General features: G+C 63.4%; 14 protein-coding genes. 13 read left to right on the top strand and 1 reads right to left on the bottom strand.

The window, feature by feature from the left end; all coding sequences use genetic code 11:
• Nucleotides 1-5: 5 nt before the first annotated feature.
• From JF545_RS01370 to JF545_RS01405, 8 genes are all read left to right on the top strand, one after another.
• Nucleotides 6-1,430, top strand: coding sequence for a DegQ family serine endoprotease (locus JF545_RS01370; protein WP_206937534.1), 1,425 nt, complete (start codon nt 6-8; stop codon nt 1,428-1,430).
• 210 nt (nt 1,431-1,640) lie between these two features.
• A complete protein-coding gene (lepA, locus tag JF545_RS01375; RefSeq protein ID WP_206937537.1) occupies nt 1,641-3,458 on the top strand; it encodes a translation elongation factor 4 in 1,818 nt (605 codons plus the stop codon).
• Between the two features lie 92 nt (nt 3,459-3,550).
• Nucleotides 3,551-4,354, top strand: a complete 804-nt coding sequence (gene lepB, locus JF545_RS01380; RefSeq protein WP_206937539.1) for a signal peptidase I — start codon at nt 3,551-3,553, stop codon at nt 4,352-4,354.
• A gap of 57 nt (nt 4,355-4,411) precedes the next feature.
• Complete coding sequence (gene rnc / locus JF545_RS01385) at nt 4,412-5,101, top strand: ribonuclease III (protein ID WP_206937543.1); 690 nt, start codon at nt 4,412-4,414, stop codon at nt 5,099-5,101.
• Nucleotides 5,098-5,997: a GTPase Era gene (gene era / locus JF545_RS01390; protein WP_206937566.1), complete on the top strand. Its 900-nt coding sequence runs from the start codon at nt 5,098-5,100 to the stop codon at nt 5,995-5,997. The genes rnc and era overlap by 4 nt, the downstream gene beginning before the upstream one ends.
• Before the next feature lie 62 nt (nt 5,998-6,059).
• Nucleotides 6,060-6,758, top strand: a complete 699-nt coding sequence (gene recO, locus JF545_RS01395; RefSeq protein ID WP_206937591.1) for a DNA repair protein RecO — start codon at nt 6,060-6,062, stop codon at nt 6,756-6,758.
• Nucleotides 6,759-7,030: 272 nt separating this feature from the next.
• Complete coding sequence (gene pdxJ / locus JF545_RS01400) at nt 7,031-7,840, top strand: pyridoxine 5'-phosphate synthase (RefSeq protein ID WP_206937606.1); 810 nt, start codon at nt 7,031-7,033, stop codon at nt 7,838-7,840.
• A 27-nt stretch (nt 7,841-7,867) separates the two neighbouring features.
• Complete coding sequence (locus JF545_RS01405; RefSeq protein ID WP_206937609.1) at nt 7,868-8,269, top strand: holo-ACP synthase; 402 nt, start codon at nt 7,868-7,870, stop codon at nt 8,267-8,269.
• On the opposite strand, the gene JF545_RS01410 is transcribed toward JF545_RS01405, so the two are convergent.
• A complete protein-coding gene (locus JF545_RS01410; RefSeq protein WP_206937624.1) occupies nt 8,266-11,109 on the bottom strand; it encodes an ATP-binding protein in 2,844 nt (947 codons plus the stop codon). The genes JF545_RS01405 and JF545_RS01410 overlap by 4 nt on opposite strands.
• 143 nt (nt 11,110-11,252) lie before the next feature.
• Between JF545_RS01410 and cysM the strand changes: the two genes are divergently transcribed.
• From cysM to ppc, 5 genes are all read left to right on the top strand, one after another.
• Nucleotides 11,253-12,149, top strand: coding sequence for a cysteine synthase CysM (cysM, locus tag JF545_RS01415; protein ID WP_206937626.1), 897 nt, complete (start codon nt 11,253-11,255; stop codon nt 12,147-12,149).
• A gap of 1 nt (nt 12,150) precedes the next feature.
• Complete coding sequence (gene rlmD / locus JF545_RS01420) at nt 12,151-13,620, top strand: 23S rRNA (uracil(1939)-C(5))-methyltransferase RlmD (protein ID WP_206937628.1); 1,470 nt, start codon at nt 12,151-12,153, stop codon at nt 13,618-13,620.
• Nucleotides 13,613-15,871: a GTP diphosphokinase gene (gene relA / locus JF545_RS01425; protein WP_206937630.1), complete on the top strand. Its 2,259-nt coding sequence runs from the start codon at nt 13,613-13,615 to the stop codon at nt 15,869-15,871. The genes rlmD and relA overlap by 8 nt, the downstream gene beginning before the upstream one ends.
• Nucleotides 15,868-16,776: a nucleoside triphosphate pyrophosphohydrolase gene (mazG, locus tag JF545_RS01430; protein ID WP_206937661.1), complete on the top strand. Its 909-nt coding sequence runs from the start codon at nt 15,868-15,870 to the stop codon at nt 16,774-16,776. Before relA ends, mazG begins: the two co-directional genes overlap by 4 nt.
• Before the next feature lie 78 nt (nt 16,777-16,854).
• The gene (gene ppc / locus JF545_RS01435; protein ID WP_206937664.1) at nt 16,855-19,503 is read left to right on the top strand and encodes a phosphoenolpyruvate carboxylase; all 2,649 of its coding nucleotides are present in this window, start codon (nt 16,855-16,857) and stop codon (nt 19,501-19,503) included.
• Nucleotides 19,504-19,516 lie beyond the last annotated feature (13 nt).

Raw genomic sequence — 19,516 nt, forward strand, 5'->3', positions numbered from 1 at the left:
CTTGCATGAAGCCGATGACTCGCACCCTGTCCACGTGGATGGCGCTGATGGTGGGCATGGTCGTAGCCCAATCCAGTCTGGCCAGGGATCTTCCCGATTTCACCGAGTTGGTCGAAGAGGCCGCCCCAGGCGTGGTCAATATTTCCACGACCCGCGTGACAGAAGGGTATTCAACGCCCTTTGGCAACTTTGGCGGTCAGGAGATTCCCGATATCTTCCGTCACTTCTTTGGGGATCGCTTTCCGGTACCCCCGGGCGGTGGCGGTGGTGGCCACACCGAAGAGCGCCAGTCGCTCGGTTCTGGTTTCGTGATCGATGCCGATGGCTACATCATGACCAATGCCCATGTGGTGGAGGGTGCCGACGAGATCATGGTTCGCCTCAATGATCGTCGGGATCTCAAGGCCGAACTGGTCGGTGCTGATGAGAAGACCGACGTGGCGGTGCTCAAGGTCGACGCCAGTGACCTGCCGACGCTGTCCCTGGGGGACTCCGATGACCTCAAGGTTGGCGAGTGGGTAGCGGCCATCGGCTCGCCCTTCGGCTTTGATCATTCGGTGACGGCGGGCATCATCTCTGCCATCAATCGCACCTTGCCGCGGGATGCCTATGTGCCCTTTATCCAGACGGACGTGGCGATCAACCCCGGGAATTCCGGCGGTCCGCTGTTTAACCTGGACGGCGAGGTGATCGGTATCAACTCGCAGATCTTCACACGTAGCGGCGGCTTCATGGGCCTGTCGTTCGCGATTCCGATCAACGTGGCCATGGACATTGCCGATCAATTGCGTAGCGAAGGCCATGTCACCCGTGGTTGGCTGGGCGTGATGATTCAGCCGGTCTCCAAGGATCTGGCAGAGTCCTTTGGCATGGAGCGGCCAGAAGGCGCCTTGATCGCCGATGTCGACCCGGATGGTCCTGCCGCCCGGGACGGTCTGGAAGCGGGGGATATCGTGCTGGAAGTGGACGGCGAAGCCGTCGAGCGTTCCAGCAGCCTGCCGCGCTTGATTGGTCGCGTGGCCCCGGACAGTGAGGTTGAGCTGAGCGTGCTGCGTGGAGGAGATCGGCAAACCCTGACGGTCACCGTGGGCGACTGGCCTGAAGCGTTGGCTGGGGGCAGTGGTGAGTCCTCCAGCAGCGCCTCGCCGGCCCGCCTGGGGATTGCGGTGCAGGCGCTGACACAGGCGGAGCTCGGCAAGTACGGCATCGACGCTGGTGTGCGGGTCAGCGATGTGGATCCCCGTGGCGTGGCGGCGGCTTCCGGTATTCGCCCTGGCGACATCATCGTCAGTGTGGATCAGACGCCGGTGGAAAGCGGCCGCCAGTTGAGCCAGCTGGTGCGTGAATTGCCCGCTGATCGTGCGGTGCCGGTGCGTTTGTATCGCGATGGGCGCTCGCTGTTCGTGGCGCTGCGCCTGGCCGACGACTGAGCGCCAACAGGCATTTTTTGCTGGTGACGAACGCCCGGGTTCACCCCCGGGCGTTGTCGTCTTCTGCCACGCTACAACAGCCCGCCGATGCGGCTTGGGATGCGCGGGGCAGGGGATGCCGGTACAATGGCGCCAACTTTTTCTCGGCGTCACCCAGGCAAGGTTGTTCTCGTTGCCCTTCGGCGCGTTCTCAAGATGGAATCATCCAGCATGTCAGAACCTGATAACCGCAAGGTAATCAACAATATACGCAACTTCTCGATCATCGCTCATATTGACCATGGCAAGTCTACCCTGGCCGATCGCCTGATCCAGAACTGCGGAGGCCTGACCGAGCGTGAGCTCAAGGATCAGGTGCTGGATTCGATGGATCTGGAGCGTGAGCGCGGTATTACCATCAAGGCCCAGTCGGTGACGCTGGATTATCATGCCAATGATGGCCAGACCTACCAGCTCAACTTCATCGATACGCCAGGGCACGTCGACTTTTCCTATGAGGTGTCGCGTTCGCTGTACGCCTGTGAGGGCGCGTTGCTGGTGGTCGATGCCGCTCAAGGGGTGGAAGCCCAGTCCGTCGCCAACTGCTATACCGCCATCGAGCAAGGCCTCGAGGTGTTGCCGGTGCTTAACAAGATGGACCTGCCCCAGGCGGATCCGGACAAGGTGGCTCACGAGGTAGAGGAAATCATCGGCCTCGACGCGACCGATGCCTGCCAGGTTTCCGCCAAGAGCGGCATGGGCATTGACGCCTTGCTGGAGCGCCTGGTGCGCGACATCCCGCCGCCCAAGGGGGATCCCGAGAAGCCGCTGCAGGCGCTGATCATCGATTCCTGGTTCGATAACTACCTTGGCGTGGTATCCCTGGTCCGTATCTTCGATGGTGTATTGAAGAAGGGCGAGAAGATTCGCATTCTGTCGACCGGGCGTGACTGGCAGGCCAACGAGGTGGGGATCTTCACGCCGCTGCGCAAGGAAACCGATATCCTGCGCGCCGGCGAGGTGGGCTTTGTGGTAGCCGGTATCAAGGACATCCACGGGGCGCCGGTGGGGGATACGATTTCCCACGCCAAGACTCCTGACGTCAAGCGTCTGCCCGGGTTCCAGAAGGTCAAGCCTCAGGTGTACGCAGGCATGTTCCCGGTCAGCGCAGATGACTACGAGGACTTCCGTGACGCCCTGGAAAAGCTGGCACTGAACGATGCTTCGCTGGACTATGAGCCGGAAAACTCGGATGCCCTTGGCTTTGGTTTCCGCGTCGGCTTCCTCGGCACGCTGCACATGGAAATCGTTCAGGAGCGCCTGGAGCGCGAATACGACCTGGACCTGCTGACCACCGCTCCCACGGTGGTCTATGAACTGGGAATGAAGAACGGCGAGGTTCGCTACGTTTCCAACCCGTCGAAGCTGCCTGACATGGCGGACGTCGAAGAGATGCGTGAGCCGATCGTTCGGGCCAGCATCCTGGTGCCCCAGGAGTTTGTCGGCAACGTGATCAGCGAGTGCGAACTGCGCCGCGGTACCCAGAAGGACATGCTGTTCCTGGGCAGCCAGATCCAGCTGACCTACGAACTGCCGATGAGCGAAGTGGTCATGGACTTCTTCGATCGACTCAAGTCGATCTCCAAGGGCTATGCCTCACTCGAGTACAATTTCGAGCGCTTTGAAGCGGCCAAGCTGGTGCGTCTTGACGTTCTGATCAACGGTGATCGGGTCGATGCGCTGGCGGTCATCATCCATCGTGATCACGCCCACAGCCGCGGCCGGATCCTGGTGGAGAAGATGAAGGAGCTGATTCCCCGTCAGATGTTTGACGTGGCGATTCAGGCTGCCATCGGTGGTCAGGTGGTGGCGCGCTCGACCGTCAAGGCACTGCGCAAGAACGTCACCGCCAAGTGTTACGGCGGTGACATGACGCGTAAGAAGAAGCTGCTCGAGAAGCAGAAGGCCGGCAAGAAGCGCATGAAGCAGGTCGGTCGCGTGGAAATTCCTCAGGACGCCTTCCTCGCCGTACTCAAGGTGAACGACTAGCGTTCCCCTCGGGCGTGGTGCACGTCCCGGCGTAGTTGCCGGGGCCATCCGCCCGATCCCTATTGTCTATCAAGCCACCTGGAATGACTGATATGGACTTCTCCCTGTTGCTGGTGATCGCGGTTGCCGTCACTGGCCTGATCTGGCTGCTCGACCTGGTCTGGTGGCGTCCTCGCCGTCGAGCCCACACCGAGATGGCCGAAGCCGGCACCACCGAAGGGGTAGGCACCACAGCGCGGACCCTGGCCAGCAAGGAACCCTGGCCGGTGGACTATGCCAGGTCCTTCTTTCCAGTGCTGCTGGTGGTGCTGGTGCTCAGAAGCTTTGTGGTGGAACCGTTTCAGATTCCCTCGGGCTCGATGCGTCCGACCCTCGAGATCGGCGACTTCATTCTGGTCAACAAGTTTACCTACGGCCTTCGGCTGCCGGTGAGCAATACCAAGGTGCTGGACGTCAACGAGCCGGAGCGGGGAGACGTGATGGTGTTCCGCTTTCCCCAGGATCCCTCGGTGAATTTCATCAAGCGGGTCGTGGCGGTGCCGGGAGATACCCTGCGCTACGTTGACAGGCAGCTTTACGTCAATGGCGAGGCCGTGCCCAAGACGTTGCTTGACGATGCTCCCGACAGTGCTCCAGGCGAGCTGCTGTTCTCCGAACAGCTGGGCGAGCATCAGCATCAGATCTACAATAATCCTCGTGCTACTAGCCCGTTGGTCCATGATGTGGTCGTGCCTGAAGGCATGTACTTTGCCATGGGTGACAACCGGGACCATTCCAATGACAGCCGCTATTGGGGCTTCATCCCCGAAGAAAACATCGTCGGCAAGGCCTTCGCAGTGTGGATGCATTGGGACGGTGGATTGCCGAGTTTCGCCAGCGTGCGGTCGATTCCTTGATCGCATCCTGGCGGCCAGGTGTCCCCATCGTCAGATTACAGAATTAACAGGAGCGTCGTGAGCAATCCCCTGATTCCCTTCAGTCGCCGAATTGGCCATGATTTCCAGAACCCCGATCTTCTGGAACTGGCCATGACCCACCGCAGTTACGGTGGTCGAAATAACGAGCGCCTCGAGTTCCTCGGTGACTCGATCGTCAACTTTGTCATTGCCGAGGCCTTGTTTGCCCGTTTCCCTGAAGCTCGGGAAGGGCAGTTGTCGCGTCTGCGGGCCCGCCTGGTGAAGGGACAGACGCTGGCGGAACTGGCCCGGGAGATGCGCTTCGGGGAGTGTCTGCGCCTGGGCTCCGGCGAGATGAAGAGCGGCGGCCATCGGCGCGAGTCGATTCTGGCCGACGCCGTCGAAGCGGTGATCGGCGCGATCTATCTGGATGCGGGTATGGACACGGTCAGAAGCCGTGTGCTGGCCTGGTTCGAGGAACGTCTGGGGCGTATTGACCTCAAGGAGTCCCAGAAAGACCCCAAGACCCGCCTGCAGGAATTTCTGCAGTCCCGTCAGGCGCCACTGCCGCGTTACGAGGTGACCTCGGTGGAGGGTGAGGCGCATGCCCAGACCTTTACCGTCGAATGCCACGTCGAGATGCTCGACGAACACACGATCGGCACCGGAGCCAGCCGTCGCCACGCCGAACAAATGGCGGCAGAAAGCGCCTTGAAGCGTCTTGACCCGAAGGGAGCCAGCGCATGAGCCAGACCTGTGGATTTGTGGCCATTGTCGGTCGACCCAACGTCGGCAAGTCGACGCTGATGAATCGCATTCTTGGCCAGAAGATATCGATCACGTCACGTCGCCCGCAGACGACGCGCCATCAGGTGCTCGGGATCAAGACCGAAGGCGAAGCCCAGACGATCTTCGTGGATACGCCAGGTATCCATATTCTCGGCAAGGATCGCAACAAGGCCATCAACCGCTTCATGAACCAGGCGGCGGTGCAGGCCCTGCGTGATGTGAACTGCGTGGTGTTCCTGGTCGATCGTACGCGCTGGACGGAAGAAGACCAGATCGTGCTGGACCGTCTGGCCAACGTGAAGGCACCGGTCATCCTGGCGGTCAACAAGGTGGATCGTCTGCAGGACAAGGCGTCATTGCTGCCTTGGCTCGCGGAGCTTGGCAACAAGCGTGAGTTTGCCGCCGTTGTGCCGATTGCTGCCCAACACGGCACCAACGTGCCCGAGCTTGAAGCCGAGATCGACAAGCACCTGCCTGAAGGCATTCACTACTTCCCGGAAGACCAGGTTACCGACAAGAGCATGCGCTTCCTGGCCGCCGAGATGGTGCGCGAGAAGGTCATGCGTCAGTTGGGTGATGAGCTGCCCTACCAGATGACGGTGGAGATCGAGGAGTTTCGTGACGAGGCCCGGGTGGTGCACATCAGCGCGCTGATCCTGGTGGAACGCCAGGGGCAGAAGAAGATCCTGATTGGCGAGAGCGGCGATCGGATCAAGAAGATTGGCCGCGAAGCCCGACTGGACATGGAACGGGCGCTCGACAAGAAGGTCATGCTCAACCTGTGGGTCAAGGTGAAGCGTGGCTGGTCCGATGACGAGCGAGCGCTGAAGAGCCTCGGCTACGACCTCGACTGAAGCCCTCCGCCGCCGGCCAGGCCGGCGGCCCCTTCGCTGCCTCTTTTCGGACGCGACGCGACATGCAGCCGCAACCCGCCTTTCTCTTACACAAGCGACCCTATCGCGAGACCAGTGCCCTGGTCGAATTGCTGACCCTGGACCACGGCCGCGTGCGCGCCGTGGCTCAGGGCGTGCAGCGTCCCAAGAGCCGAGCACGCGGTCAGCTGCAGCCGTTCGCCCCATTGCACCTGACCTGGCAGGGGGAGCGTGAGCTGAAGCGCCTGAGACTGATGGAGTCTCGCGGCCCAGCGGCAATGCTGGTGGGTGAGGGACTGCTGTGCGGGTTGTATGCCAACGAGCTGCTGACGCGCCTGCTGCCGGTGGAGTTTCCCGTGGCCCAGGTCTTTGCGTTCTATGCCTCGGCCGTCGACGCATTGGCCGTGCCCGCCAGCCGCGCGTCAGCTCTGCGCCGCCTGGAATACGCCCTGCTTGATGCGCTGGACGCCTTGCCTCGCTTTAGCGTGGCGAGCGGTGCCAGTCTGGATCCTCAGGCTCGCTATCGATTTGATGCCGCGAGCCGAACCTTTGTGGCCGCGGGCAGCGGGCTTGATGGTCGCACCCTGAAGCTGCTGTCGTCTGCCGACTGGGGCGAGCCTGGCCTTGCCGGTCCCGCCAAGGTCCTCAGCAGGGCAGCCTTGGCCCCTTTGCTGGGGGACCGACCGCTGCGCTCGCGCGGGTTGATGGTGTCCATGGCGCAACGGCGCCGGCAACAGCCTTGAGCGCTTTGGGCAACAGCCTTGAGCGATACGGGATATAGCGAGCCCTGAGCGTTGTGGGATACGGCCCTGAGCGTTGTGGGATACAGCCTTGAGCGTTGTGAGAAACAGCCCTGAGCGTTGAGAGAAACAGCCCTGAGCGGCACTGATACTCGCCCCGAACCTCGCAAGCGATCGATGCATGGGGGTGATACCATGCGCGCTAGAGCAGCGCGTTCGGCTTGCCGGTACCGGTGATGGCGCGCCGCTCATCACCCTCTAGACGGAGAACTCTGATGCACCCCCCAAGACTGCTGCTGGGCGTCAACATCGATCACATTGCCACTCTGCGTCAGGCCCGAGGAACTCGCTACCCTGATCCGGTTCAGGCTGCCTTGTCGGCAGAAGAGGCGGGTGCTGACGGGATTACCGTGCATCTACGTGAGGACCGTCGCCATATTCAGGAGCGTGACGTACGTGTGTTGGCTGAAGTGCTCAACACGCGCATGAACCTCGAGATGGCGGTGACCGAGGATATGCTGGCCCTGGCCGAGGAGGTCCGTCCGGCACACGTCTGCCTGGTGCCCGAGAAGCGCGAAGAACTGACCACCGAAGGTGGCTTGGATGTGGTCGGTCAGTTTGACGCGGTCAAGGCCGCCTGCGAGCGTCTGGCAGCGGTGGGCTGCGAAGTGTCCCTGTTCATCGATGCCGATCCCGACCAGATTGCCGCTGCCCAGCGTGCCGGGGTGCCGGTGATCGAGCTGCACACCGGGGCCTACGCCGAAGCGACATCGGACCTGGAGTCACGCCGCGAGTATCAGCGTATCGTGGCTGGCGCCGAGATGGCCGTGGAGCTGGGGCTGATCGTCAATGCGGGACATGGTCTGCATTATCACAATGTGGAGGCGGTGGCGGCCATTCCCGGGCTGCACGAACTTAACATCGGTCACGCCATCATCGCGCGCGCGCTGTTTGTGGGGCTCAAGGAGGCCGTGGCAGAGATGAAGCGGTTGATGCTGTCGGGCTACGAGGCCGGCCTGGTGGCGGCCATCGAGGAGTTTGACCACGACCACGATCACGATCACGATCACGACCATGCCCATTGATGTCAGCGTGTCAGGGGGGCGCGGCTGGTGATTCTCGGAATCGGTACCGATATCGCGCGGATTGAGCGCTTCGAGGCCGCCGTGGTCCGCCATGGGCCGCGCTTTGCCCAGCGTATCCTGGGGCCCAAGGAACTGTTGCGCTACCCCCATGCCCCGCGCCCCAGCGCCTACCTGGCCAAGCGTTTTGCGGCCAAGGAGGCATGGGTCAAGGCGCTGGGCACGGGTCTGCGCCAGGGCATGCGCTGGACCGAGATCGAGGTTGTCAACGATGCTCTTGGGCGCCCCCATATTGCGCTGTCGGGAGAAGCCCTGCGCCTTGCGGGGGAGGCCGGCATGTCGCGCTGCCATCTGTCCTTGAGCGATGAAAGCGATGTGGTGGTCGCCTTCGTCGTGATCGAGGGCGGCGACGTCTCCAGGCGCCCAGACTAGCGGTGTGACTCGCGGTCCCCTGGGGCTTCCAGGGGCACTTCGCCGGAGGATGCCTGCCAGCGTTCGACCTGTTCCATGGCGTGTTGCAGGCTGGGTAGCAGGGGGCGGACGTCGTCGATACCGCGGGAGCGCAGGCGCGTTTCGAGGGTCTCGACCAGCAACGCCATGCGCGGTACGCCGCAGTATCGGCAGGCACCGTTCAGCGCATGGATGGCGTCGAGCAGGGCTTCCTCGTTCTCGTCCTCCAGTGCCGCCTGAATCTCCTGGCGGGTCTGCTCGAGGGAGGCCGCCAGGGTCGCCAGCAGTTGACGCGCCAGGGGCTCGCGTCCCCCCGCCAGTCGCGCTCCCAGCGCGATATCGATGTCCGGCAGGTCTTCTTCGCGGGTGGGTGCAGTGGGGGGCGCTTGCGGTGTCTCTTCCTCCAGTCCACTCCCCAGTCTGAGTGTCAGCAGCTCATCGAGTCGGGTCGTATCCAGCGGCTTGATCAGTACGTCATTCATGCCGTTGGCCAGCAATTCCCTCCGCTGGCTCTCGAGTACGTGGGCGGTCACCGCGATAATCGGTCGTTCGGCCCACTCGGCACTGAGTTGCCGGATCGCACGGGCTGTCTCCACGCCATCCATGCCGCCCATGCGAATGTCCATCAGTACCAGGTCATAGAGTTGCTGTTGGGCGAGCGCCAGAGCCTCTTCGCCGCTGCTGGCCAGGGTAACCCGTCGCCGCGGGCTTTCCACCAGCTCGCGCAGCAGCAGTCGGTTGGTTTCGCTGTCGTCCACCACCAGTAGCTGTGCCGTCTCGCTGGTTGCGTGATCGTCACTAGCGACAGCGCCGCCGGGCTGTGGTGTTGCTGCGTCGCTGTCGATCTCTGTCTGACGGTCCCGTGGCGCGTTCGCCGGTCCAGCGGTGCCGACAGCGTGGCCGACTGTCAGTGCCTGCTCGTTGGCCGGAGGTGGCAGGGCGGCCTCCGGTGCAGGCAGTGCCGTCACCGAAGGCGTCTTGGTCAGGGCGATGATCGGTTCCAGCGCGTTGGCCAGCGCCTGGCGTGCGAGGGGCTTTGACAGCACTCGCACATGGTGCGGTAGCTCCAGCGCCGGGATGTCCGGCAGGCCCGCGTTGATCAACAGCAGGGTGGGGCAGCTGCGGCCATTCAGTCGCTCACGCAGTTGGGCGAGCTCTGGGCCTTCCAGCTCCTCGACAGGTATCGCCTCGAGCGCCAGGCGCGCCTGCTGTGGGCTCTCCACGACGCGGCCTTCCCATTGGTTGAGCAGGTGCAGCAGGGCGCGGCGGGTGGCGCCGTGGGGTTCCTCGACAAAGATCGGCATCTGCTCAAGGGACAGCTCTGGCGTGCGGCTGCCTCCCGTGATGCCGGCCAAGGGCAGGGTGAAGTGAAAGGTCGAGCCCCGTCCAGGACTGCTGTCGACGCCGATGATGCCACCCATCTGTTCCACCAGCTGGCGCGATATGGCAAGCCCCAGACCCGTCCCGCCGTACTGGCGGGTATGGCTCGCAGCGGCCTGACGGAAAGCCTGAAACAGACGTCGTTGTTGGCTGTCACTGAGTCCGATACCGGTGTCACTGACGCTGATCCGAAGCTTCATGGGCTCATGCTGGGTGTCTTCGACCATGACCCTGACGATGATATCGCCGCGCTCGGTGAACTTGATGGCGTTGTTGACCAGGTTGGTGACGATCTGGCGGATGCGCAGGGGATCACCAATGAACTCCTCTGGCACGTCATCGTAGACCAGGCTCAGCAGCTGCAGGCCTTTTTGCTGAGCCAGCGGGGCCTGCAGCCCCAGCACTTCGTCGACCAGCGACTGAATGTCCACCGGCACGTTTTCCAGAATCAGCTTGCCCGCTTCCAGCTTGGAGAAGTCCAGCACATCGTTGACCAGAGACAGCAGGTTGTCGCAGGCGCGCTGTACCTGATCGAGCCACTCCCGTTGGCGGGTGTCGAGAGAGGAGCGACCAATCAAGCGGCAGAAGCCGATGATGCCGTTCAGGGGGGTGCGAATCTCATGGCTCATGTTGGCCAGGAATTCCGATTTCACGCGGTTGGCCTCCACCGCCTGTCGGTGGGCGAGATCCAGCTCGATGTTCTGCACCTCGATGGTTTCCATCGACTCCTGCAATTCTGCAGTGGCGTGCTCAATCTGCTGTTGAAGGTCGTCTCGCGCCTGGGCCTGGTGGTCGATCAAGGCGTTGACACGACTGCCCAGCGCCGCCAGCTCCCGAGGCTGGTCCAGGGCAAGATGGCTAGGCTGGCGGCCTGCGGCCAGCTGATCCAGCAGGTGGGAAATGTCGTCCATGGGCCGGGTCAGGCGTCGGCTCAGGGTCAGCGCGACCAGAAACAGCAGCAGCCCACTGACCAGCAGCGCCACCGCGGCTCTGGCCAGGTGGCTGTAGGTGGCCAGCAGCAGGAGTGATGCGTCGACGTCGAGGATCAGGTAGGCGGCGGTGACGCCCGGGACCGGCACCGTCATCACCCATTGGCGGTAGTGTCTGGTCAGTTGGGCCTGGCCCCCTGGGGTGGCGTCCAGAGCGGCCCCTCGCAGGCGTCCAAGCTCAATTACGCTCTGGTCGCGATGGATCAGGCGCAGTGCGCGAATGCTGGTGATATCCATCAACCGGTTGGCCGCGGCCTGCACCCCCGGCGTATCCCCCAGCGACAGCGCCGAGCCGAGCGTCGGCGCGACCAGCTGGGTGGCGGTAACCAGGTTCTGTTCCAGTGCCGATTGACGCAGGTCATGCTGTTGCTGCACGGTCAGGCCGACGGCCAGGCTGAGCAGCACCAGCGGCAGCCCCACCAGGGCCAGCATCAACCTTGTCTTCACGCTCATGGCACAGTCCTTGCCGAGTTACAGGCGTGCCGGGGCGGGAACCCGTCACGGCGCACGTTCCATGTCACCCCAAGTGAGCACGCCTGTCCAGTCGCGAGGGGCGTCGATATAATGGCCGCAGACGACGTTACAAGGAAAGCGTGATGGATTTCCCCTATCTCGAACAGCTGGTGGGTCATACGCCGCTGGTTCGGCTCAAGCGAATCACCGCAGGTCGCAACAATGTGTTGCTGGCCAAGCTGGAAGGCAACAACCCGGCGGGGTCGGTCAAGGATCGGCCGGCGCTGTCGATGTTCGACGAAGCCGAACGGCGCGGCGATATTGCCCCGGGAGACACCCTGATCGAGGCGACCTCCGGCAACACGGGTATCGCCTTGGCGATGGTGGCCGCGATGAAGGGCTATCGCATGGTTCTGATCATGCCGGAGAGTGCGTCGAGTGAGCGTAAGCAGGCGATGGCAGCCTACGGTGCGGAGCTGATCGAGGTCAGCAAGGAAGGTGGCATGGAGGCGGCCCGAGACCTGGCCGACACCATGGTCGCCAAGGGCGAGGGCAAGGCACTGGACCAGTTTGCCAATCCCGACAATCCGCTCGGTCACTACCGCACCACGGGACCAGAGCTGTGGCAGCAGACCGATGGTCAGATCACGCACTTCGTCAGTTCCATGGGGACCACCGGGACCATCATGGGCGTTTCTCGCTATCTCAAGGAGCAGCGCGACGACATCCAGATCATCGGCCTGCAGCCGGAGGACGGTGCCAGCATCGCCGGTATCCGTCGTTGGCCAGCGGCGTATCTGCCGAAGATTTTCGAGCCAGAACGGGTGGATCGGGTGCTCGATATTGGCCAGCAGGAGGCCGAGGTTCACATGCGCCGCCTGGCCCGCGAGGAGGGCATTCTTGCCGGAGTGTCTTCCGGTGGCGCCCTGGCGGGCGCCCTGCGGGTGGCAGAGCAGGTCGAGAACGCCGTGATCGTGTTTATCGTCTGCGACCGGGGTGATCGCTACCTGTCCACCGGCCTGTTGGCTCCGGAGGCTTGACGTGGGATTGGGAAAACGCCGTCCGCCGCGTCGTGCCTCTGGTGGCTCTGGACTGTCCGGCCAGCAGGCCAGGGAGCGTCAAGCGGCTCCGTCGCAAGCTGCCAAGGGAATGGTACACCAGGAGCTGGCGCAAGAGGGCCTGGTCGACGTTCACGGCCTGGCCCATGATGGCAGAGGAATTGCCCGCGGCGCGGACGGCAAGACGGTCTTCATCGACGCTGCCCTGCCCGGCGAGCGCGTCGAGGTGGCGGTTCACCTGACGCGCAAGCGTTTTGATGAGGCGCATGTACGCCAGCTGATCGACCCCTCGCCGGACCGGGTTACGCCACCGTGCCCCTACAATGACCGCTGTGGCGGCTGTGATCTGCAGCACCTGTCCCGCAGCGGTCAGCGCCGGCACAAGGCCGCGGTGTTATCCGATCTGCTGGCTCGCCAGGGGATCCAGGCAGAGATCGACAGTATCGAGGTGCTGGCGACCGATACCGAGGGGTATCGGCGTCGCGCCCGTCTTGGCGTCAGGGTCGATGCCGAAGGCGTCGTCCACATGGGCTTTCGTGCCAGGCGCAGTCACCGCCTGGTGTCGGTGACCTCATGCACCGTGTTGGTGCCAGAGCTGGCGGCACTGCTGCCAGCGTTGCACCAGCAGCTGTCGGCCCTGGCATCACCGCGACTGGTGGGACACGTGGAACTTCTCGCCAGTGACGACCAGGTGACGTTGGTGGTCCGCCAGCTGCGCGAGCATGCGCAAGATCTCGACCTCTGGCAGCAATGGGCACAGCACCACGGGGTGGCCCTGGCGCTGCTGTCCGGCCGGCAGTCGCCGTCCTTCGCCTGGGTGATCGAGCCCCGCGCCGCGCTCACCGTGCAGGTGCCATCCGCCCATGGCAGCATGGCGCTGGGGATTGCGCCCGGCGATTTTCTGCAGGCCAATGACGAGGTCAATCGACTGATGGTGGCGACCGCCCTGGCGTGGCTTGGCGCGCCTGGGACGCCAGACGAGCCCCTGTTGGACCTGTTCGCGGGCATCGGCAATTTCAGCCTTCCCCTGGCGGCGGCCGGGTATCAGGTCGCGGCCTGGGAGGGCGCTGCGCAGATGGTCGAGCGCTTGCGCGACAATGCCCAGCGCGTTGGCGTTGATGTGGCGGCCGACCAGGCCAATCTGCATGACCAGACCCAGGTGGAGAGGCTGTTGCAAGACCCGTCCATCGGCGTGGTGGTGCTTGACCCGCCCCGTGATGGCGCCGAGGCATTATGTCGGGCACTGGCCAAAAGTACGGTGCCCAGGGTCTTGTATATTGCTTGCGATCCCTCCACCCTTTCTCGCGATACGGCACATTTGTTGCAGGGAGGCTATCGTCTGCGACGAGTGGCCATGGCAGACATGTTCGTGCACACCTCGCACCTGGAGTCGATGGTGTTGCTCGAGCGTCCAACGTCGTCGCCACGCCAAGGAGTCAGGAGAGATGGTTAAAGTGCGGGAAGACCAGCCGCTGAATGCGGAGGGTCGGGTCGATATCGACCAGTGGGTGGCGCGGCTGCAGGAGGATGTCAAACTCGCTGACGCCAGTGAGCTTGCTGAGGCCTGCCGCTTGGCGGAGTCGCTGGAGCAGACGTCGGAGCGCCCCCACAAGTCCTGGCTGAAGGATGGCTCAAGCTTCCGCATGGGGCTCGAGATGGCGGACATTCTGGGTGAGCTGCGGCTGGACCAGACCGCCATCGAGGCGGCGGTGCTCTATCGTGCCGTGCGTGAGAAGCTGATCCAGCCCGAGCAGGTGGCCAAGCGCTTCGGTGATGAGGTTGCCCGCTTGATTCAAGGCGTGCTGCAGATGGCTGCCATCAGCAACACCCAGACCAGCACACCGGGGCTGCAGCAGCAGGATCAGCAGGATAATCTGCGCAAGATGCTGGTCAACATGATCGATGACGTTCGCGTGGCATTGATCAAGATCGCCGAGCGTACCTGCGCCCTTCGTCAGGTTCGGGACGCGCCGCGGGAGAAGCAGGTCCGGGTCGCTCGAGAAGTCTTCGATATCTATGCACCGCTGGCGCATCGTCTGGGCATCGGTCACCTCAAGTGGGAGCTCGAGGACCTGTCGTTCCGCTACCTGCATGAGGACGACTACAAGACCGTGGCGCGGCAGCTGGCCGAGAAGCGCCTGGACCGTGATCGTTATATTCAGGAAGTGGTGGACACCCTCAAGACGTTGATGTCGGCGCAGGGTATCCATGATTTCCAGGTGGATGGGCGGGCAAAACATATCTTTTCGATCTGGCGCAAGATGAAGCGCAAGCGGATCGACTTCTCCCAGGTCCATGACGTTCGCGCGGTCCGCATTCTGGTGCCGAGCGTCCAGGACTGCTACACCATGCTCGGTATTGTCCATTCCCGCTGGCACACGGTGCCGGACGAGTTCGACGACTACATCGCCAATCCCAAGAAGAACGGCTACCAGTCGCTTCATACGGCGGTCATCGGTCCGGAAAACAAGGTGCTCGAGATCCAGATTCGCACCTTCGCCATGCACGAAGAAGCGGAGCTGGGCGTGTGTGCCCACTGGCGCTACAAGGGCCACGACACCAACGCCCGCAGCGACAGCTACGAAGAGAAGATCGCCTGGCTGCGCCAGGTGCTGGAATGGCACGAGGAGGTCGGCGAGTTCGGCGATCTGCGAGAGGGCCTGACCAGCGATGTAGCTCCGGATCGCATCTATGTGTTCACCCCGGATGGTCATGTCATCGACTTGCCACGGGTCGCCACCCCCATCGACTTTGCCTACCGGGTGCATACCGAGGTCGGGCATCGCTGTCGCGGTGCCAAGGTCAACGGACGCATTGTGCCGCTGACGTACAAGCTCAAGACTGGCCAGCAGGTGGAGATCCTTACCGCCAACAAGAGCGCGCCAAGCCGTGACTGGCTCAATCCGAATCTGGGTTTCGTGCGCACTTCCAGGGCCAGGGCCAAGATTCAGTCCTGGTTCAAGCACCAGGCCAGAGACCAGAACGTCGAGGAAGGCAAGGCACTGTTCGAGCGTGAGATGAAACGTCTCGATGTGCACGACATGGATCTGGACACCCTGGCGAAGAAGGTCAACTACGCCAGCGCAGATGACATGTATGCTGCGCTTGGCGCCGGGGATCTGCGCATCGGTCAGGTGCTGCATCAGGCCCAGCAGCTGTTCGGCGACAGCGACGAGCAGGAACACCTGGACCGACTGCTGGCCAAGCAGCGTCAGCGTCCCGCCAAGACCCCGGATGGCGACATCACGGTGCTGGGGGTGGGCAATCTCAAGACCAACATGGCCAATTGCTGCCATCCGATGCCCGGGGAGCCGATTGTCGGCTTTATTACCCAGGGGCGTGGGGTGTCGATTCATCGTCAGGACTGTCCCAATATCCTGCAACTGAGGGTCGACGAGCCCCAGCGGGTCATTGAAGTCGAGTGGGGGTCGCGGGCGAGCAACCAGTATCCGGTCGACATCGAGATCCTTGCCTGGGACCGGTCCGGCCTGCTGCGGGATGTCACTGCCGTGCTGGGCCAGGACAAGGTCAACGTGCTGTCGGTGAATACGCGCACCGATACCGACGATGGCATCGCCAGACTGTCGATCACCGCCGAGGTGGATGGTCTGGAGACGCTGGAGCGACTGTTCTCGCGGATCCAGCAGTTGCCCAACATCATCGAGGTCAAGCGCAAGCGCGCCCAGGGGAGGTCGCGAGGATGAGTCGACGCTACGACATCGACGATCTGCTCACGCTGATGCGCGTGCTGCGGGACCCTCAACAGGGCTGCCCGTGGGACGTCAAGCAGCACTGGGACTCCATCGTGCCCCACACCCTGGAGGAAGCCTACGAGGTGGCTGACGCCATCGAGCGCCGGGCGTTTGACGAGCTTCCTGGTGAGTTGGGGGATCTGCTGTTTCAAGTGGTCTACTACAGTCAGTTCGGCCGCGAGGAAGGGCGTTTCGATTTCCATGATGTGGTGCATGTGCTGACCGACAAGATGCTCAAGCGCCACCCACATGTGTTTGTGGACGGCACCCTGGAGTCTCGCCGGCAGGGTGAGTCCGCGGCCGAGGTCGAGACGCGTCAGGTGAAGTCGCGCTGGGAGTCGCTGAAGGCGGCCGAGCGGGAGAGCCGTGCCGAGGGCGAGGCCCGTCATGTATCGGCGCTGGATGATGTGCCGCGCACACTGCCTGCCCTCAGCCGCGCGTCCAAGTTGTCCAAGCGCGCGGCGCGGGCCGGCTTCGACTGGCCCGACGCGGCTGGAGTGATGGACAAGCTGGAGGAAGAACTGGCCGAGGTGCGCGAGGCCCTGGAGGCCGGCGATCACGACCACGCGGCCAGTGAGGTGGGGGATCTGCTGTTTGCCACGGTCAACCTGGCACGCCGGCTTGGCGTCGACCCGGAGGCCTGCCTCAGGGGCACCAACGGACGCTTCGAACGGCGCTTTCGTTATATGGAAAGGGCACTGGTGGAGCAGGGCACGGCGCTGGAGCGTGCCTCCCTCGAACAGATGGAAGAGCGCTGGCAGGAGGCGAAGCGGCTGGAGCGCGAGCAGCCAGAACGCAAGCAGCCAGAACGCGAGCAGGCCTCGCCGCCACACCAGGGCTTGGCTGGCGCCGACTGATCCACGGGCACCTTACCACCACAACGTAGTGGGGCCGGCGTCAGGGGTCCCGCTGGACACAATAGACAAGGAGACCCCATGAGCCACGACCTGCACGAATCCCTGCGTGACAACGTCCGCATTCTCGGTGACAGCCTGGGACGCACGATTGCCGATGACCTCGGCCCGGGGTTTGTCTCGCGCATTGAAACGATTCGCGGACTGGCCAAGCGGGGACGCCAGGGAGAGGAGGCCGGCCAGCAGGAACTCATCGAGTATCTGCGTCGCCTGCCGGAGAAGGACCTGTTGCCGGTCACCCGCGCCTTCAATCAGTTCCTCAATCTGGCCAACATCGCCGAGCAGCACTACCGCGCGCGCTTTCGTCGGGTCGAGGACTACAAGCCAGGGATGCAGCCGGTACTGGGCGAACTGCTCGAGCGGGCGCGCCAGGAGGGTCATACCCCGCGCAAGCTGGTCGAGACGCTGGCCAACATGCGCGTCGAGCTGGTGCTGACGGCGCATCCGACGGAGGTCATCCGGCGCACGTTGATCCAGAAGTACGACGCGATCGATGACTGCCTGACCGCGATCGAATCCTCTGGTGAATACCCCGAGCGCGCGGCACGGGCCAAGGGGCGGCTCGAAGAGTTGATCAGCCAGGCCTGGCACACCGATGAGATTCGCCATGATCGGCCGACCCCGGTGGATGAGGCCAAATGGGGCTTCGCGGTGATCGAGAATTCCCTGTGGCAGGCGGTGCCGGATTTCCATCGAGACCTCGACAACCTGTTGCTCGAGAGCGCCGGTGAGCGCCTGCCGCTGGACGCCGCGCCGCTGCGCTTCGCTTCGTGGATGGGCGGCGATCGCGACGGCAACCCCAATGTCACCGCCCGGGTCACCCGGGAAGTGCTGCTGCTGGGGCGCTGGATGGCGGCGGATCTCTATCTGCGTGATCTCGAACAGCTCAAGATCGAGCTGTCCATGTGGAGCACCAACAGTGCCCTGCGTGCCGAGGTCGGCAATGTCGCTGAGCCCTATCGGGAGCTGCTCAAGCGCCTGGTGACGAAGGTCGAGGCGACCCGCGACTGGGCCAAGGCAGAGCTGGACGGCAAGAGCTACGACGGTGGGCCGATCATCGAGACCCGTGATCAGCTGTATGCGCCGCTGCTGGCCTGCTATCGCTCGCTGTGTGACGTCGGCCTGGACACCATCGCCAACGGCGTGCTGCTGGATACCCTGCGCCGGGTGGCGGTATTTGGCGTCACCCTGACCAAGCTGGATCTGCGCCAGGAAGCCGGACGTCACGCCCAGGTGATGGAAGAGCTGACCCACGACCTGGGGCTTGGCAACTATCGCGACTGGAGCGAGGAGCAGCGCCAGGCCTTCCTGCTGGCGGAACTTGAATCCGCGCGGCCGCTGATTCCGCGTCGCTGGGAATGTTCGGCGGAGACCCGCGAGACCCTGGACACCTTCCAGGTGGTGGCCGCCGAGCACGGCGAGGCACTGGGCACTTATATCATCTCCATGGCAGGCCAGCCCTCGGACGTGTTGACGGTGGCACTGCTGATGAAAGAAGTCGGCGGTCGCGTGGGCATGCCCATCGCGCCGCTGTTCGAGACCCTCGATGACCTGAACCGTGCGGGCGATGTGATCGACCGGCTGCTGGCGTTGCCTGGCTATCGCCAGTTTGCAGGTGACAGTCAGGAGGTGATGATCGGTTATTCCGACTCGGCCAAGGATGCCGGGCAACTGGCAGCGGCCTGGGCGCAGTATCGCGCCCAGGAAGCGCTGGTTGACGTGTGTCAGCGGCACGCGGTCGATCTCACCCTGTTCCACGGTCGCGGTGGTACCGTGGGTCGTGGCGGTGGTCCTTCCCACGCGGCGATCCTGTCGCAGCCGCCGGGGTCGGTCAATGGCAGCCTCAGGGTGACCGAGCAGGGCGAGATGATTCGCTTCAAGTTTGGCCAGCCGGATATCGCCCTGCGTTCCATGGAAATCTACGCCTGCGCGGTACTCGAGGCCTCGCTGCTGCCGCCGCCCAAGCCGAAGCCCGCCTGGCGTGACGAGATGGATCGGCTGGCCGAGATCGCCCACGCTGCCTATGTCGGCGTGGTGCGCAAGGATCCGGACTTCGTGCCGTACTTCCGCGCGGTCACCCCGGAAGGTGCGTTGGGTCGCCTGCCCTTGGGCTCGCGTCCGACCAAGCGGCGCCAGGATGGTGGCGTCGAGACCCTGCGCGCCATTCCCTGGATCTTCGCCTGGACCCAGATTCGCCTGATGCTGCCCGCCTGGCTGGGCACCGGCGAGGCCTTCGCCACGCGCCTGGCCGAACCAGGTGGCCTGGATGTCCTGCAAGAGATGCGTGAGCAGTGGCCCTTCTTCGGTACCTACCTGGATATGCTGGAAATGCTGCTGGCCAAGGCCGACGTGGAGCTGGCGGCCTACTACGAGCATCGACTGGTCGACGAACCCAGTCTCGAGGCGCTGGGTCAGCGACTGCGGGAGCGTTTCCGCAAGCTCCATGAAGAGCTGCTGAAGATCCTCGACCAGCAGGAATTGCTGGAGAAGACGCCGTTGATTCGTCAGGCCATCGAAGTGCGCAACCCGTACATCGATCCGCTGCACGGCTTGCAGGCCGAACTGCTGCAGCGTAATCGTGACGCGGACGGTGCCATCAGCGCGGATCTGTCCCGTGCCCTGATGGTCACCATGGCAGGTATCGCCGCCGGGCTGCGTAACACCGGCTGACGACGACCATGTA

Source organism: Halomonas litopenaei, assembly GCF_017303055.1.
GTDB classification, from domain to species: Bacteria; Pseudomonadota; Gammaproteobacteria; order Pseudomonadales; family Halomonadaceae; genus Halomonas; species Halomonas litopenaei_A.

What these genes read in the sequence shown, in the direction of transcription:
- pdxJ (WP_206937606.1), top strand. Translation starts at nt 7,031, where the DNA reads ATGCACCCCCCAAGACTGCTGCTGGGCGTCAACATCGATCACATTGCC.
- era (WP_206937566.1), top strand. Translation starts at nt 5,098, where the DNA reads ATGAGCCAGACCTGTGGATTTGTGGCCATTGTCGGTCGACCCAACGTC.
- recO (WP_206937591.1), top strand. Translation starts at nt 6,060, where the DNA reads ATGCAGCCGCAACCCGCCTTTCTCTTACACAAGCGACCCTATCGCGAG.
- JF545_RS01370 (WP_206937534.1), top strand. Translation starts at nt 6, where the DNA reads ATGAAGCCGATGACTCGCACCCTGTCCACGTGGATGGCGCTGATGGTG.
- JF545_RS01410 (WP_206937624.1), bottom strand. Translation starts at nt 11,109, where the DNA reads ATGAGCGTGAAGACAAGGTTGATGCTGGCCCTGGTGGGGCTGCCGCTG.
- cysM (WP_206937626.1), top strand. Translation starts at nt 11,253, where the DNA reads ATGGATTTCCCCTATCTCGAACAGCTGGTGGGTCATACGCCGCTGGTT.
- ppc (WP_206937664.1), top strand. Translation starts at nt 16,855, where the DNA reads ATGAGCCACGACCTGCACGAATCCCTGCGTGACAACGTCCGCATTCTC.
- lepA (WP_206937537.1), top strand. Translation starts at nt 1,641, where the DNA reads ATGTCAGAACCTGATAACCGCAAGGTAATCAACAATATACGCAACTTC.
- lepB (WP_206937539.1), top strand. Translation starts at nt 3,551, where the DNA reads ATGGACTTCTCCCTGTTGCTGGTGATCGCGGTTGCCGTCACTGGCCTG.
- relA (WP_206937630.1), top strand. Translation starts at nt 13,613, where the DNA reads ATGGTTAAAGTGCGGGAAGACCAGCCGCTGAATGCGGAGGGTCGGGTC.
- mazG (WP_206937661.1), top strand. Translation starts at nt 15,868, where the DNA reads ATGAGTCGACGCTACGACATCGACGATCTGCTCACGCTGATGCGCGTG.